At 43.2% G+C, this 16333-nt stretch carries 18 protein-coding genes; 3 read left to right on the forward strand and 15 right to left on the reverse strand.

Annotation, left to right across the window (positions count from 1 at the left end):
- Positions 1-161: 161 nt before the first annotated feature.
- The 12 genes from C9J03_RS12020 to C9J03_RS12070 all read right to left on the reverse strand — a co-directional run bounded on the left by C9J03_RS12020 (position 162) and on the right by C9J03_RS12070 (position 8967).
- The gene (locus tag C9J03_RS12020) at positions 162-1061 is read right to left on the reverse strand and encodes a restriction endonuclease (RefSeq protein WP_052829773.1); all 900 of its coding nucleotides are present in this window, start codon (positions 1059-1061) and stop codon (positions 162-164) included.
- Positions 1062-1502: 441 nt separating this feature from the next.
- Complete coding sequence (locus tag C9J03_RS12025; RefSeq protein ID WP_044623346.1) at positions 1503-1928, reverse strand: hypothetical protein; 426 nt, start codon at positions 1926-1928, stop codon at positions 1503-1505.
- 459 nt (positions 1929-2387) lie between these two features.
- Positions 2388-3017 (reverse strand): hypothetical protein, encoded by a 630-nt coding sequence (locus tag C9J03_RS12030; protein ID WP_044623347.1) that lies wholly within the window; start codon positions 3015-3017, stop codon positions 2388-2390.
- Complete coding sequence (locus C9J03_RS12035; protein ID WP_044623348.1) at positions 3014-4291, reverse strand: zonular occludens toxin domain-containing protein; 1278 nt, start codon at positions 4289-4291, stop codon at positions 3014-3016. The genes C9J03_RS12030 and C9J03_RS12035 overlap by 4 nt, the downstream gene beginning before the upstream one ends.
- A 3-nt stretch (positions 4292-4294) precedes the next feature.
- Entirely contained in the window at positions 4295-4624 is a 330-nt protein-coding gene (locus C9J03_RS12040) for a DUF2523 family protein (protein ID WP_044623349.1), read from the reverse strand.
- 8 nt (positions 4625-4632) lie between these two features.
- Complete coding sequence (locus C9J03_RS26890) at positions 4633-6249, reverse strand: virulence factor TspB C-terminal domain-related protein (RefSeq protein WP_156149941.1); 1617 nt, start codon at positions 6247-6249, stop codon at positions 4633-4635.
- Positions 6250-6397: 148 nt separating this feature from the next.
- On the reverse strand, positions 6398-6601 hold the full coding sequence (locus C9J03_RS12055) for a major capsid protein (RefSeq protein ID WP_044623321.1): 204 nt from the start codon (positions 6599-6601) through the stop codon (positions 6398-6400).
- 13 nt (positions 6602-6614) lie between these two features.
- A complete protein-coding gene (locus tag C9J03_RS26485) occupies positions 6615-6797 on the reverse strand; it encodes a hypothetical protein (protein ID WP_146149079.1) in 183 nt (60 codons plus the stop codon).
- A 111-nt stretch (positions 6798-6908) separates the two neighbouring features.
- Positions 6909-7211, reverse strand: a complete 303-nt coding sequence (locus tag C9J03_RS12060) for a hypothetical protein (protein ID WP_044623352.1) — start codon at positions 7209-7211, stop codon at positions 6909-6911.
- Positions 7212-7233: 22 nt separating this feature from the next.
- Entirely contained in the window at positions 7234-8505 is a 1272-nt protein-coding gene (locus tag C9J03_RS12065; protein WP_052829774.1) for a replication initiation factor domain-containing protein, read from the reverse strand.
- Positions 8489-8698, reverse strand: coding sequence for a hypothetical protein (locus C9J03_RS26720; protein ID WP_044623353.1), 210 nt, complete (start codon positions 8696-8698; stop codon positions 8489-8491). Before C9J03_RS26720 ends, C9J03_RS12065 begins: the two co-directional genes overlap by 17 nt.
- A gap of 2 nt (positions 8699-8700) precedes the next feature.
- Positions 8701-8967 carry a hypothetical protein gene (locus C9J03_RS12070; RefSeq protein ID WP_146149081.1) on the reverse strand — a complete coding sequence of 89 codons (267 nt, stop codon included), beginning with the start codon at positions 8965-8967 and terminating at the stop codon, positions 8701-8703.
- 181 nt (positions 8968-9148) lie between these two features.
- On the opposite strand from C9J03_RS12070, the gene C9J03_RS12075 reads away from it, so the two are divergent.
- Positions 9149-9505 (forward strand): DUF3693 domain-containing protein, encoded by a 357-nt coding sequence (locus tag C9J03_RS12075; protein WP_044623355.1) that lies wholly within the window; start codon positions 9149-9151, stop codon positions 9503-9505.
- A 281-nt stretch (positions 9506-9786) separates the two neighbouring features.
- On the opposite strand, the gene C9J03_RS12080 is transcribed toward C9J03_RS12075, so the two are convergent.
- A complete protein-coding gene (locus C9J03_RS12080) occupies positions 9787-11874 on the reverse strand; it encodes a hybrid sensor histidine kinase/response regulator (RefSeq protein WP_044623356.1) in 2088 nt (695 codons plus the stop codon).
- Between the two features lie 3 nt (positions 11875-11877).
- Positions 11878-13056: an FIST signal transduction protein gene (locus C9J03_RS12085; RefSeq protein ID WP_044623357.1), complete on the reverse strand. Its 1179-nt coding sequence runs from the start codon at positions 13054-13056 to the stop codon at positions 11878-11880.
- Between the two features lie 289 nt (positions 13057-13345).
- Between C9J03_RS12085 and C9J03_RS12090 the strand changes: the two genes are divergently transcribed.
- Positions 13346-14068 (forward strand): SDR family oxidoreductase, encoded by a 723-nt coding sequence (locus tag C9J03_RS12090; protein WP_107291711.1) that lies wholly within the window; start codon positions 13346-13348, stop codon positions 14066-14068.
- 99 nt (positions 14069-14167) lie between these two features.
- On the opposite strand, the gene C9J03_RS12095 is transcribed toward C9J03_RS12090, so the two are convergent.
- Positions 14168-14662 (reverse strand): hypothetical protein, encoded by a 495-nt coding sequence (locus C9J03_RS12095; RefSeq protein ID WP_231569013.1) that lies wholly within the window; start codon positions 14660-14662, stop codon positions 14168-14170.
- 234 nt (positions 14663-14896) lie between these two features.
- Between C9J03_RS12095 and ccoN the strand changes: the two genes are divergently transcribed.
- Positions 14897-16324, forward strand: coding sequence for a cytochrome-c oxidase, cbb3-type subunit I (gene ccoN / locus C9J03_RS12100; RefSeq protein ID WP_039461215.1), 1428 nt, complete (start codon positions 14897-14899; stop codon positions 16322-16324).
- Positions 16325-16333: the final 9 nt, after the last annotated feature.

The following is a 16333-nucleotide window of genomic DNA, read 5'->3' on the forward strand; positions in this document are numbered from 1 at the left end:
ATACGATAAGCCTCTCGCACAACTTACAACAGTACCGAATGACAAATAACGCCTTGCTAAGGTGCGGCTAACTGCCACGAAACCCAAGCAAAGCCACCGTAATCACTGAACTCAACCGAACCAAAAATGCCATAGGTTAGCCGTCACTCTTAAGCAATTTGTTAAGTTCCGATACCGTAGCAGTCATAACCTACGATTTTGAATAACGGTTGAAAATCTAGTGTGTTGCTATCATCAACCGCTTTCCATGACTTCTGCACTTCTTCTGGGTTCAACCCGCCAACGGTGAAAGCATTTGTCACAATTTCTCCAGTGTGTTCATCATGGAGACCGTTCAGTTCTTCGACAGGTAAATGCCCAAGGTATAGATTTTGTTGAACAAGTAACCGCACTGTCAGTTTAACGTTCACCTTATCGCCATAACCATTGTCAATAAATACTTTTTCTTCACCGAAAATAGATAGTGGTTCATGCTGTCCAGGTTCACTTGGAAGTAGCCCTTCATCCCATTTTTGTTGAGCAGTCTCAATGGCACTTCCTAATATAGTTCCTTCTTCATTTGCAACACTCAATTTATAGAATTCTTGAGGAATCATTAGCGGTTTAGGGTCTGAGGAACTAATTCCGAAGGACATGTATGAGTTTCTAAAGTCACAGATAACAGGAGCTGTTACACTAGCTTTCCATTTATGATTTCCAGTAGAAACTGGCCTATATAAATCAATTTGTAATTTCTTTGCTCTTTTTAATGCAGATTTAGTAAAGCCAGATGGACAAACTAGAGCACCCTTTTGGGCTTTAACATCTTGAACCAGACCATGGAACTCTTCTACACCTTTAACATCAACCGGCTTTGCGTAGTCCTTGCAATCAATGACAATTCGCATTGTATATTGCCCAATACTTTGTTCGACAAGCACATCAATTTGTCGTTTTGTTTCGCTTTCAACGCCCTCAAGCATGACGTTGTGTTTTACGACCGCATCTGGAGCTAGTTGTTTCTGTATCATGACAACTAAGTTTTCCAGTGCTTTCCAATCTGGGATGCTATCTATATCCACACTAACTATTCCTTATCGTGTAATTTTAATAGGAACTTAACATTTTATTCTGCGATCTTGTTTCGCATATCCACCCTTAAGCTATCCGGTAGACATTATATCCATTACGTTAAATAGCCGATTTTTCATACTAAAATAGGGTATTCGGACACTTAACGTCATAATGCCGTCAATTCTACACCCAAATGTAAGCAAAAGCATACTCTACTGACTTGAAAGTTAGTTACACAATCCAGCTCATATCACATGGTGAAAAAGTGGTTTGAGTTTGAGGGCTGATTTGAAGCGAAGAGTCCAAAAAGGTAAGAGTTCTCTATTTGAACAGGTACAGCATGAGGAACAAGAAGGTTGCTACAGTAAATCCAATCCATATATGTAGAACATCGACAAAATCCATAATGCTCCTTCAGGCTAAATAACTTGTTACGTGGTTGCCATTACTCATAATGCAGTGTCTCCGACTATCCAGTTCTCCAAGTGCTGAGTGTCCGAAGCAACCCAATTTTGATGGCTTAGCAGGACAGGGGGGATGCATGAAATTTTGCCGATTCGCACCTGGTCTATAACGTCAAAGATCTCAGCTTCATCGCACTGGCCTAGCATGCCTTCGGCATAAACCCAACGAGCTTGTGATAGCTTGGAGAACATCTTCTTTTCAAAGGTAAGCTGGTTGATAGCGATAACCTGATTTCGATAATCATCCTGTTTGGCCTCACTGACTCGATGATAGTTTGAGTCAATATCTGTCATGATCCCTTGCAGTACAAAACAGGGCAAAGGGCCGAAAATTTGCCGATAGTACTCGACCGACTTAGCCGCTTGAGCTGGCAACACCACACACATCAATACAAAAATCAAAACACGCATAAGTACCTCCAAAGGCACTATGCGTTATTTTGCTAGGCTTGAAATAGAAGGTTGCTGTATTTGCGTAACAATTCCAGATACTTAGTATAGATTTACACAAAATATAACTCGTACATTGACCCTGTTCGAAAAAAAATAATCAAGCTATATTTATGTACAATATTTTATCGACAGATTTATAAAAAACCTCTGTATCAAGAAATAAGAGGGCATAAACAAACCCTTTATTGTCATAAAGGGTAAATTTAGACCTCCCAAATTAAACGACAGAAAAATCAAGTTGTTTTTACGTCAATTACGTTAAAATGAAAAGATCAATGTTATTAATTGCAGGAGATGTTTGATTTTAAATTATCAATAATTATATAAACAAGAAATATTTATTTATGTTTTATTTATAGTCGTTAGCCTTCATGCGGCAGCGCTGCGCTTTCTCTGCTCGCATGAATGGCCCCGTTACTAGTTTTCACTTTCTACGGGTTTATCTTTTTCCGGAGCCTTGTCAAACAGCGATGGAATTGTAAGGCGCTCATTGTCTTCTACTGGTTGAGGTGTCTCATAAGGCTCACAAGTCACAAAGGTTGTGTAGGTGTCAAAACTTAGCTGAGCTAAACAAGAGTGTATGGCTGTTACCTTCAAGCCTATGTGCTCAGGTCGAAAGGTATCTCGCGTACCTGACTGTACAAAAGCATATTCATAACGGATCTTTGCATCCGAGTGATAGGCCATGCTCCCAGTGATGTATACACCAGAAACCGACGAGGCAATAAAATCAAACAGAGACTGTCTGTTGGTTAAGTTCGAACGATTTAAATCAGTTTTAGGATAGATACGTACTACGTCATCGGTTTCCATATAGCTGAGGTTATGCGCACGCAAGATGCTGTAAAACAACCTTTGGAAATTACCATGTGAAACGCCATATACTTTGAGAGTGCCATTTATGGCAGGGTCTACAATGACAGCTTTGGAAAAGACCTCCGAGGCCATAACAAAAAATTGGTCGAGTGTTTTCCCGGCTGCATTAACTGACACCGTTGCTTGAGCTGTTGGGGCCAGCAATGCGATCAATAGTAAGATCATCCTCATTTGAACAGTCCCTTTGATTGTGTTTTCTTGTTAATCTTTTGACTAGTTGAAGCTAGATGCGGATCAAATAATCCGTTGTTAGCAATGCTTAAGCAGCTCTCCAATTCAATCGAATAGGCGGTCGCTTGCTGGGTAATACACCGACAATCGGTTGAAGTCTGGTAGCACATCAAATCGGGGTATGAAGCAGGTTCTAATCCACCGTTATAGATAGGAGCTGTCCAAGGCAAAGCTTTTATCATTGGCTGATAAGCTAGAATATCGGTATTCGTTTTTTGGGTTGTTGGTGTGGTTGAGTCACTGCTTGATACGATTTCACTATCGGTTGGCTGCTCATCACTGAAAAAGAGGGAATAGACATATGGGAAGCCGACAAACAACATTAATAGGAAAGCAATAATGGATACAACCCCAAGGATAAGGCCGCGTTTTGCTCCTTTGCTTAGTTTGTTGTTGTTGGTATCAAGCTCGGTCGAGTAGTAAGAACCATAAAGGTGAACAGGGCGCTTAACCAATGATTTGTCAGCAGCTTTCTTTTCGAACGGGTTGCTAATATCGATGTACTTTTTCTTCTTATAACACGCAACACGATCAGCACCGGCGAACTCATAGTGTGTATGGTAGTTCATCATACGCCGGATAAAGATATCGACATTGGCAAAGTCTTGAGTAATGAAAACAAGATCCTTGCCAGTATGGCGGTGGGTAGAAATTGCCTCGAGTTCCTTGGGTACATCGCCGCGCGTTCTCGGCGGCCAGTAGTGATGTATTTCATCCATGACAATTACCGACTGATTTGGCAGCTCGACCCAAGACTTCGGATTATCGAAATGCGTCCAGTGATAATTAAGCGGCTTGAGTTGGTCAAAGGTCAGGGCAGTTTCATCTATCTGCTTAATAGCTAGGTATTCATCCAGTTGTGCCAGCCGTTCCTTGGAATAGACACGACGAACCCAATACAGCAATATCTCGACCGGATTCGAATCACTATGATCTTGTTTGAGGTAAGGAAAGTCTTCCAGTTCAATAAAGCGATCTTCTTTCTTATGGATGGACTGTACCTTGCGAACTAATGCCGTATTGGATTTGTTGTTATGAAGATACCAGCCATAGAACCAACCCTGAAAGGATGAACATACTTCAAAGTCCAGCATTAACAAGGGGATTCTGTGATAATAAACTTCACGGCCTTCAAAGTTAGATTCACTCGTTACCATATCAATGGTGTTGAGGGTTTTACCCGCACCTGGTAGTCCTGATATGCCATATTCCATGAGTTATTTCCCTGTCCCGTTCCATGAAGGAAGATATTTTTTCGACGACAGCCCTTTAAGACCAAGTACAAACAAATGAGCAGTAAGAATAATGTTGATGGCCTTATCCAATCCCAGCAAGCCCATAATCCCGACTATATCAGCAGGCATACCACCAAAGCTGGCATCTATCTTATTCACAAAGTAATCGAGGCCAACATTAATCCCTTCTACTACCAATAATGAAAACCCCAGTGTGACAGCACCCTGAATAAAAATAGAAGTAATGAAAGGCACTAATTTTGGAAGGAATGAAGCACCAATCCAAGATATTAAATTAACAATTAGACCCATAATTTCACCTATAAGTTACCAATCCCACGACCAACCGTTAAAGCAGCAACTAACCAAGCAATAGCGATAATGAACGGCTGTAAATATTTCGCCAAATCACATAACGGTTGATAACTGAATTCAACCGTTTCCCCAAGCACAGATGCAGAGACAGGAGAAGGGCAACTTGATGAAAGCGAGACACCACTATTTAAGTATTTTGTATCCGGATTGCTGAAATCTAACACGTCAGGGTTAACAAAATCAGCATTCTCACCAGCGGCAATGATTGCATCAATTCCCGAATCTATTCCCTTAAAGTCAGGTTCATAACATTGTTTAGCATGTTCAAGTCTAAGCAGATTGCAGAGAACTGGTTCACCTTCACAGACAAACTCAGCACATTTAGTAATATCTGCCTTTTTAGGTTGGCATGATGAATGGTCTTTGTTTCGCTCACAAAAGCCTTCCAACAAGGTACTGTTAACATCATCTACACCTTGTTTTATTTTCTTTAGTTGGTCAGTGCCTTTATCTACAGCCTTTACAATATCATCAGTTCCGTCGTTAACAGATTTAACTACATCATTTGTATTCTTAGCAATTAAGTCATTGCCCTCGATAGCCAAATCGTTAGAAACCATATTGGCATCAATTAGGGAGGTGATTTGTTTGTTTGAGTATTCCGAAGAACTTAAAATATCATTAGCAATGTTATTTGCGGTTGTAGTGTTATTTTTAATTGCCACATTAGTATTAAAGTGCTGGTCTTTAATTGCAGCAGTAACTTGTCTGATGGCTGCTAATACATCTTCCGAAGGTTCCACATCGCACAATGCAGGGTTTTCAATGCAGGCGGGATCATCTGGCGGATACAAACAAACATCAGGATTATCACGACAGAAATCAGGCATTTCACCGGGGCCGCCACCATCGGGACCGCCACCATCAGGACCACCGCCATCGGGGCCACCACCATCGGGACCACCGCCATCGGGGCCACCACCATCGGGACCACCGCCATCGGTGCCACCACCATCGGGACCACCGCCATCGGGGCCACCACCATCGGGACCACCGCCATCGGGACCGCCACCATCGGGACCACCGCCATCAGGGTCGCCACAATCAGGGCCTATACAATCATCTATAGGGGTATAGTCACACTGAAAATTAGCCGATTGGGTTTCTGCGTTACATGATGCAGAGAAGTTCATGCTGTGGTTTTCTGGTAGGCCATCAAAGCATTGCTGTTCTGCAGCTTGTTTATCCTGGTTAAACTCTTCAGAGTTACAGTAATTTAATTCTGGCGCACACGTATTGGCATCCTCATACTCTTCACATTCAGGAGCTAGTTCTCCACAATATTTATCAAAATTACGTCCATCCCAAAAAGTATAAGATTTTTCACAAGTTGAACCACGACAAAGATAAGTCCTAAAAGCTGGAGCGTTTGAAATAAACTCATGCTTAATTATACCATCATAATCAACCCCACCAGTCAAATGGCCTTCAAGTCGAATTTTTGCTCTATTGTAAGCATATTCTTTATTCTGTCCATTCCCCAGCCCAAGCTCTACACAACTTACATTATTAGAAAATGAAAAGGGACTATATAAAATAAAAATAGTCAGTAACCATTTCATTTGTTTCCTCCAAATAATATTGACATAGACAAAACAAATACAGCCATGCAATACCCACCCAACATCCATGATTGGTCTAACATAAAGCCTCCAATAAAAAGGGCAGCAATCCGCCACCCTTAATTAGAAATGAATCAACCGAAGTTAATTAACTAAAGATGGCGCCTTTAACCCATTTGAAAGCAACAGAAGTAGCGGCTGGAGCGAGCTTTGCCACACCAATTGCAGAGACCGCGGCAGTGATTCCAGCAATAACAGTAACAGCACCACTAACATCTACTGTTTCTGCAAAAGCAGGTGAGGCAGACGCCAAAACAGCAGTAGCAATTAAAATCACATTAGACTTTTTCATATAACATTCCTTATTAATCAGAAATAGATAAACGTATTTGCCTAAAGGCATACGCAGTAACTAAAGGAATAACAGACGTTCCTATTAGAGTTTTTAAATCTGCTGCCGATAAAGACATCTCAGCAACATATTTAACTGTCCAGCCTACAGGGCAATCACCATTGATAAGCTCGACCGTGCAGACTGGAATATACATTTTTAGTACCTAACACTCGGAAGAATATATTTATCGTAAATCCATATCGGCAACATTTTTCCATGTTCAGATTGGAGCCGATAATAATGGACAATAAAGTTTGTTTTCATACTAATCCTTAAAGTCCACAACAACATTACGGGTCGGGTTCTGCGGGTCAGGCTCCAAGACCAGCTGGATCTGGGTAGGATAGGAGAGTCCGGCGAACTGGGCGTATAGGTTCTGGTTGAACGCCATCGGGATTTGTTTTTCCTGCATACCGCAACGCTGGATGTTGTGGTCGTCGTTGACGAAAGATTCAGCCGACGCCAAGTACATCACATTCGCCATTTGGTAAGGCTTGGGTGAACCGGATTTCTTTGATACGCCGCTGCCCAATACAGCGCCCGTTACCATTACGTTTAAAGTTGTCATTGTCTTATTTCCCTGTATGTCATTACGCTAGTGAATAAATGTCGTGGTTATCAGGTTCGATGAACTTCATACATCGGAGCCGGATACCACTGGATTCGTCCGTATCCTCATAGACAGGCTGATTGAGTCGGTCTGGTATCTCATGGGATTCAAGATGGTTAGTCAGCAAGCGGACAATCTGTGAGTCATCCATATCCAGACATTGGCGCATGAAGTTAACCAGCTTGCCGCATTGGGTCGCACCGTTACGCACTGCGTTATCAACGCTGGTAAACCATTTGCGCTTATGGGTAGCAATGCGGCATTGGTTTTCCTTGCTGACGAAGCTAAGGGCAGGGTAAGCGCCTGCCAGATACTTGTCGGGTTCAAGCAGTACATCAAACGGCAGTACACGATCTTTGGCGCGTAGCTCGAGTTCCCAGCGTACCCAGTCTTTGTGCTCGGACTTGAGCTGTTTGCCTTTTTCGTACACGCGAAGCATCTTGCCAGCATCACGAGTACCGACATAAAGCGACTTGCCTTTGTCAGCCACGAAGCCAAAACGTTTCTTGAGTGTTTCACTGTTGCCAGAGGTTTTCTGGTAGCTGGCCACTTGGGACATATGGCCCGACTCGATATAACAGTAAGAAGACGGACGGCCACGGGTAACAAACTGTCCATGCTCAGCCATTTTGCGAGCCGTCTGGATGTTGTATTTGCCGTCGAGAGAATCGAATGCGATATCTACGCGAGTAATTTTCGCACCTGGTAGTTGGTGCAGTGCGTTATGAACTTCATTCAAATCCAATACCGCCGTACCCGTACCGGAGAACGACACATAGCAGCCGTGGTTTTTTGCGCCCCAAGCACACAGGCCAGCTTGTTGGCCGTTAACGAGAATGTTGGCGGAATGCGAGTAACCAGAGAAGCCGCCGGAACGCAGGGAGAAAGACCAGTCATTGCCGAACAGGCCAAGGCCGTGATTAAGGCGATTGATGAAGCGGTCAACTTCACCACGGCAAAGACAGTCCAAGGTGTTCAGGCCGAAGTGGTCGAGCATGTCACGTTTGATTTCATGGAACTTGCGCGAGTCAGCACCGATAGCAAATTCAGTATCGCGAAGTTTGGCGCGGATAGCGGCCTTGTAATCAATGGCGGCAGTATCCAAGGCGTCACGGGTTACGCTGTCACCATATTCATTGAATTCAAAACCACGGATAGCCTTGATGGAAGCGCCCATTTTAACGAGGTCGAAGATTTGGCTCAGTTCCTCGGGTGTCCACGAGAAGGACAGGTAATCAATAATCGCAGCCATTGTCGAAAACCCCCGAGTCATAAAGTGATTGCCAGTTGTCCGCCGTGACCAGATGAAGCTCATAGCCGGCAGGGTAAAATTCTTGTCCGATTTGGTGCAGCTCGGCCCACGAACGGAAGTACTCAGGCTCGCCATCAATGAAGGCAAAACCAGTCCCGTCGTCGTTGATTTCGTAATAGAGCTGCAAGGCCATGACTAAGCATCCTCAGCCACAGAGGCACGCATGCACATAGCCCGAATTATTTCCGAGGCTTGTTTGGTTTCTTCAATGTGTAACTCATAAAAAGACAAATCAACCGGATAGGAAGGGTCTAGCTCCTTAAGAGCTTTCGCATTTTTAAAAGCTTCCTTAATATCATCCAATCGAACATTTAAAGCGCCAAAGCTACGTAACAAGGCATTGTATTCAGCCCGGGTAATAAAAAGTTCAGGGAGTGATTGTGCAGCTGTATCAGTCTTCATAGTTGCCTCAATAGGTCTAAAGCCAGTTCCGTCCTCGTTGATTTCGCAGTAGAGCTGCGAAGACATATGCTTAAAACCACATAATTACCAGATGTGGTAATCCTAATTCCCAATAGTGGGAACTGCAAGATACCAATTTTGGGAATTATCCAGCTAAAATGGTAGAAACGGAGGAATTCTTATGTATGCAAATCAACTGTTAGATGCCTACAAAACATCGAAAAACTACATCCAAGACAAGCAAATTGCCCATGATTTAGGTGTAGGACCATCAAGGATTTCAGAATTCCGAAGTGGTAAGCGCCAAATGTCTGATACACAGGCCATTTTTCTAGCAGAAAATGCAAATATCGATATTCACGAGGCGTTGATTTATCTGGCAGCCGACAAGGCCAAGGATCACAAGGCGCAGCAAGCTTGGCAGGACATAACGGCAAAGTTAAGTCGCCAAGGATTTAGGGGCTTAGTCCTTGGTTTGACAGGATTTTTAGCCCTGGTGCCAACCATCCCTCAGTGCGCATTATGTACCTTATGTTAAATAGAGTATCTATAAACGTACCATTGGTTGCTTTTCCAGTATGCTGGTTTCCCCCTTCTTTCTTTTGATGGTTACCCATTCATCAAACTACTGTACAATTTAACAGTATTGGTTATTTACCATAAAATAGGTAATTAACACCTATTTTTAAGTACTGCTGCAAATGGTCAGTTTGCCTGGCACTTCAAAACATGGTGTTAATTACTAGGCTTGATGTTATCAAGCCTAAAGAAAAAGCGCCGAGTTTCTCAACTCGGCGCTTTGGTTCGTCAATTGTCTTTTTATTCGCTGGCCAGCAATGATTGATATTTGGCTAACATCTTCTCGAGCTCGTCGGCAATGATCGGTTTGGCAATAAAATCATTCATCCCCGCTGCAAAGTATGCCGCTTGATCTGATTTCATTACGTTAGCGGTTAATGCGACGATTGGAATGACGGTACCATTTTCTCGTAGTACTTTCGTTGTGCTTATACCGTCAAGAATTGGCATAGAGATATCCATTAGAATCATGTCGAACTCGTTCAGTCCATGCTGGCTAATGTCCAACACTTCCTGGCCGTTATTCACAATCATGACCTTATGACCTCGTTTCTCCAGCATCAACTTTGCCACCAATTGATTAGTTGGACTATCTTCCGCGACTAAAATATTGAGCTTTGGTAAATGCTCTATATCGATAACAGGCCTTTCTGTTTCTGGTGCTGCAATTTCAGTACTGTCCAGAGGCAAGATTACCGTAAAGCAACTGCCGACATGCAGCTGACTTTCTAGCTGAATTTCACCTTGCATCTTTTTGATCAAATGCTGGCTGATTGCTAAACCTAAACCGGTGCCACCATACTTACGGGTAATGCTGCCATCGGCTTGCTTAAATGGTTTGAACAACTGCTTTTGTGCTTCGGGTGAAATGCCGATGCCGGTATCAAAAATCTTGAGGTACAGTTTATTGCCCATCCGACTGATATCGACCGAAACTGAACCTTCATTAGTAAACTTAATTGCATTACCCACAAGGTTAAACAGTACCTGAGAAATTCGGTTTTTATCGCCAATAATGCGATCCGGTACATCAGGCTCAATATTGCTGCTGAGCTTTATCCCTTTCTTGCGAGCCTGGTCTTGCAATTGTGTGATAACCAAATCAGTACAATCTGATAGGCGGATTTGGCTATTGAACAGTTCAAAACTTGCTGATTCAATACGAGATAGATCCAGAATATCGTTAATGATAGTCAACAGTAATTGGGCTGACTGATCCATTTGGCTAATCCAGCTTTGCTGTTTTTGGTCCAGCCCTGAGCCACCTAACATATCCAACAAACCCAGAACGGCATTCAATGGTGTTCTGATTTCGTGACTCATCATGGCTAAAAATTCTGACTTTGCCTTATTAGCATCTTCTGCTTGTCGCCTAGCCTGCTTAATTTCTTCGATTTGCTGCTTTCTGCTGGTGATGTTCTTTGCTGTGCCTCGATAGCCCAGAAGCTGACCTTGTTTATTGAAATAAGGTGTTCCACTGAGACTGATCCACAACCCACCCTCATCTTCAGGTAATTGCCATTCAAGATCTTCAAAGGCACTCTGCCTGTCAAAAATCAACGTTAGTTTTTTCCGGTACTCTACAGCTTCACCAAAAATATCTAGGATATAGTTACTGTCAACGGTATGGTTGGCTAGGTTCGGCGACGAAATATAGGTAAAGCGGTAGTCTGTATCAACTTCCCAAAACCAATCACCGACAGTTTTGGCGAAATCTTTAAATCGCTGCTGACTGTGTGTTAACTCTTGGGTACGGGCTGTGACCAATGACTGAAGTCGCTCGCGGTAGTCTATATCGATAATGGCGCGTTCTAATAATGGCCGGAATCGTTCTAGAACTCTCCTACAGTTGAGTGTAAATTGCCCTTTTTGAGAGTGGAAAAATAGCAATAGCGCATCGCCCGAACTTACCTTAACTCCGGTCAACAATACAGATTGGCAAAACGGAACCATTTCTGGTGACAGTGCCTGGAACTCATAGACTTGGCTAGGATCATAAAGTGCAATACTCTCGCCATTCATCGAACGAATGAATGTATTTCCGATTGGCCAAATGCTCGATTCAAAGAATCGACACGTGGTAACGAGTTCTTGTAATGACCCAGTTTCATCCTCTCGAGTAAGAACCAGAGCATGTTCAAAACCGATATATTTTCGCAATACTGAAAGTAAGCTATTGAATACCTGCCGCTTATTATTAGCCCCGGCCATTGCTGCAATACCAGCCAAAATAGCGGTATTTTCATCGCGCAACTGCTTTTCCCGCTCTCTTGTGCGAAGTAAATCAAGCAATGTTTCTTGGAGTTTTTCAGATTCATAGTTAGCCATTGCTTAATCCTTATGAAACAACACTGCAGATATCATCAAATTGCCATGGGCATTTTCACCCCCTACAAACTGACCTTGCTCGCCAAAAGTAAACGGCCCTACAAATGGGGCAGTCTGCATTGCGCTTTTTACATACTGGGCAACCTCATCCATTCTATGCTGCACTCGGAGCATACACCCCGCGCAATAGATGGTAATCCCCCCGATTGAGTTGAGGTTAGTATCCTTGGCATAAATATTACTCGCCGCACTGACTACTCGTCCGGCTCGCGTTATTAAACGCTCTTCAGTACCTTGCATGAAGTAAAGGGTCTCACCTTCTTCTACCTTGGCAAACAAGATGATTCCACCGCGCTCGGTTGTCTTTAGTGGGTGCGCCAGTTTGAAATACGGCAATTCATGAACAACACCGGCTACACGCCCCAATGGATTCAAGCTACTGTTAGTACTAATGCTTTCTGCTTCATCCAAAGACTGGTTCATCCAGTTTTGATATACCTCGATTGCTGGTTTACCATCTAGCTCAATAAGCTCCCTACCCTCAACCTTGGTCGCTTTGGCAGAAAGCCCCGTACTTGCGTAGCCAGAATGAAATGAGTAACTGATATGGCACGATGGGTATATTACACTAATTCCCACACCTTCTTGGGTACACTGTTCTTGTGAAAATATCTTCCAGTTGCCTTCAATATGATCATCGGCAGCACTTCCACCAATGATGGGTACCGACGTGCACAGCTCATCTTCAATCCCTTGAATTATTTCTTCTTCTTGACCAGGACTAGCGTGCAGCACAATAAGAGCGGGCAATTCTCCGGCACGTCCACTATTGGCGATCGCTTTCAATAACGCTTGCCTTGCCATGTTATATTTTGAATTATTAGTCGAAACAATCGCTGTTCCGTATGCGCCATGAAAATCTGAAATAGCCCAGAGAGCGACGCCTAAACCGTGGTGATAACCTCCTTCTGTCATTACCCCCTGACAAGAAGTACAGCCCAAAACTTGTGCATTAGGGAAGGCAATGGCTAAAGCCTCCTGAAAAGTGACAGCGTCATATTTTTCTGAGAAGTAAACAAGGATCAGTTTAGGGTTAGCAAGCTTTGCTTGTAATTGGGTGATGGCCTCTTGAATGGCATCAGATGCTGTTGCCTGTGAAGAAAAGCTTGTAGCGATATCCATGGGGAATTTTTCTATAGATTAATTTGAATTGTAACTTATAACTCTGTGCACCCAAGATTGTTTTTTGCACGAAATCACTAAATGCGGCTTACGGAAAATAACCAAATGGAATTTCATGCCTCTTGCGGCCACTAGATGGTATTCTTACATGCATCACATGGAGTGTCTGCTTTTTTATTGTAATTAATTAAAGTTCTGCACTTAATGACCGTTAATGATAGTTATATCCCTAAGTATTTTGACGTTATTTGGGGCTGACATCTCAAGTTGTATGGATGGTGAGGGAACAATGGAAAATAGAGTGGTACTGGTCACTGGCGGAGCTAATGGGATCGGTAAAGGAATCGCGAATTACCTTGCGAAAAAGATGTTAGTAATTGCAGCTGATATTGATGAGAATGCCGGGTTCCAACTGGTGTCAGAAAATCCGTTAGTTCGCTTTAAGCAACTTGATGTTACTAGTGAACAGCAGATTTCATCGCTCATTGACGAGATAAAATATCAGCATGGAAGACTGGATGCAGTGGTCAATAATGCCGCTATTGCTAACCCCTACAATGCCCCTCTCCATCAATTAGATGTATACGACTGGAACAAGGCATTAGCCGTTAACTTAACAGCCCCCATGCTGATGGCCAAGCACACGGTTTCATTACTCAGAGATACAAAGGGTTGCATTGTAAATATTGCATCAACGCGAGCCATTCAGTCGGAGTCTAATACAGAAGCCTATAGCGCATCAAAAGGTGGGATCGTAGCTTTAACCCACTCTTTAGCGGTAAGTGTTGGTCCTGATGTGCGTGTAAATTGTATTTCGCCAGGCTGGATTCATACTACTGATGAGCTTTTACGCGATATTGATCATCAACAGCACCTGGTTGGTCGTGTAGGACAAGTCCAGGATATTGCCTCAATGGTCGGCTATTTAATCTCAGAAGAAGCTGGCTTTATAACCGGACAGAACTTTGTTATTGATGGCGGTATGACAAAAAAAATGATTTATAGCGAGTGATTCTCGGCAATCAAACATGATTACAACTGTCAGTTATCACTCATTGATAGGGTTTGAGTAGTCAAACCCTATAAACTTAATTTTATTTAGCTAACTTACTTATTTAGTTTGCTTTTTAACCATAAAAGTTGCAATTACCTTCCTATCTCCCTGTTCAATCGTAATTGCCCATTCCATTTCATCATGCATGCATTCAGGAACCGTAAAACGTCCCTGCCATCCCTTTGATGTTTGCTCAAAAGTTACCGGAATAGTGCCCATATACATGTTAACTCCTTCTACAGATGCGGTCGGTTTAACATTTGTGTTATCAACTTGTATCGTGAGCTCTTGATTCGCAACGGCTGGATATGGAGATAACGTGATATTTAGCGATTCGTCGCTATCATTTTGCTGGCATAAATTTGCTGATAATTGGCATGTTAATGCAGTGCTGTCTTCAGTCTGGTTATCGTTATAGGTGACTGTTCTCCATACAAATGCCGTGATTAATACAGCTAAAAGAAACAGAATTTGGATTAATCTACCTTTGGTGAGTTTTTCTGCAGCCATGATTTTACGTGCTTCCCATGTTACAGAGGTCAAAGTTTTCACATAAATGTTGCTTAACCGTAAACATTGTGTGGGCTTGACTCTGTCAATCATTAGTTATCTAAAGTAGTATAAGGCACTGAAAATGCCACTTTTACAACAAAATAGCAATTTAATTACTGGGGTGTTTAAAAAAGCAACACAGTCATTATTGAAGCTTTGGGTGGCATTGCGACAACTTGTTGTTCGCACAAGGAAAAGAGTGTAGTTGAACAATTAAAATTGGAAGCATGCAACATGAGCCAAGTAAAGCAGCTTGAACAAAACTACAACTATACGGTCGTTCGTCAATTTACCCTGGTTACTATCCTGTGGGGAATTGTCGGAATGGGCGTTGGTGTATTGATTGCCGCTCAGCTGGTATGGCCGGCACTAAACTTCGACCTTCCTTGGTTGACATACAGCCGTTTACGACCATTGCACACTAATGCAGTGATTTTCGCATTCGGTACCAGTGCGCTATTTGCTACGTCTTACTACGTGGTACAGCGTACATGTCAAACAAGACTTTTCGGTGGAAAATTAGCGTCGTTCACCTTCTGGGGTTGGCAAGCTATCATCCTATCAGCAGCAATTTCGCTGCCGTTAGGTTGGACGTCTGGTAAAGAATACGCAGAGCTGGAGTGGCCGATTGATATCGCCATTGCTGTTGTCTGGGTTGCCTATGCCATCGTTTTCTTCGGTACAATGATCAAAAGGAACACGTCACATATCTATGTGGCGAACTGGTTCTTTGGCGCATTCATTCTAACCGTTGCCGTTTTGCACATTGTTAACAGTATGGCCATCCCGGTATCAATGACTAAATCGTATTCGGTTTACTCTGGTGCTGTCGATGCCATGATTCAGTGGTGGTACGGGCATAATGCGGTCGGATTCCTGCTTACAGCGGGCTTCCTGGGGATGATGTATTACTTTGTACCCAAGCAAGCAGGTCGTCCTGTTTACTCATACCGTCTGTCTATTGTCCACTTCTGGGCATTAGTTTCTCTATACATCTGGGCAGGCCCTCACCATCTTCATTACACCGCCCTACCTGACTGGACCCAGTCTTTGGGTATGGTAATGTCCTTGATCCTATTTGCGCCATCCTGGGGGGGTATGATCAACGGTATCATGACGCTATCTGGTGCATGGCACAAATTGCGCTATGACCCCATCTTACGTTTCTTGGTTGTCTCTCTGTCGTTCTACGGCATGTCGACCTTCGAAGGCCCGATGATGTCAATCAAGACGGTTAATGCCCTTTCTCACTATACCGACTGGACTATCGGTCACGTTCACTCCGGTGCGCTAGGTTGGGTTGCGATGGTATCTATCGGTGCGGTTTACCATTTGATCCCTAAACTGTTCGGCCAAGAGCGTATGTACTCTATCAAACTGATTAACGTACATTTCTGGTTAGCAACCATCGGTACTGTTCTGTATATCGTCGCCATGTGGATTTCCGGTGTGATGCAAGGCCTGATGTGGCGAGCAGTCAACACCGACGGTACGCTGACTTACAGCTTTGTTGAGTCACTACAGGCTTCTTACCCATTCTACTTCGTGCGTTTTGTAGGTGGTGCAATCTTCTTGGTGGGTATGTTCCTAATGGCATACAACGCATACAAGACAATTCTTGCGCCAAAAGAAAGCCTGAAAGCCACAGAGCAACCAGCATAAGGAGTACCG

It is taken from the genome of Photobacterium gaetbulicola (assembly GCF_003025515.1).
In the GTDB taxonomy this organism is placed as follows: Bacteria; Pseudomonadota; Gammaproteobacteria; order Enterobacterales; family Vibrionaceae; genus Photobacterium; species Photobacterium gaetbulicola.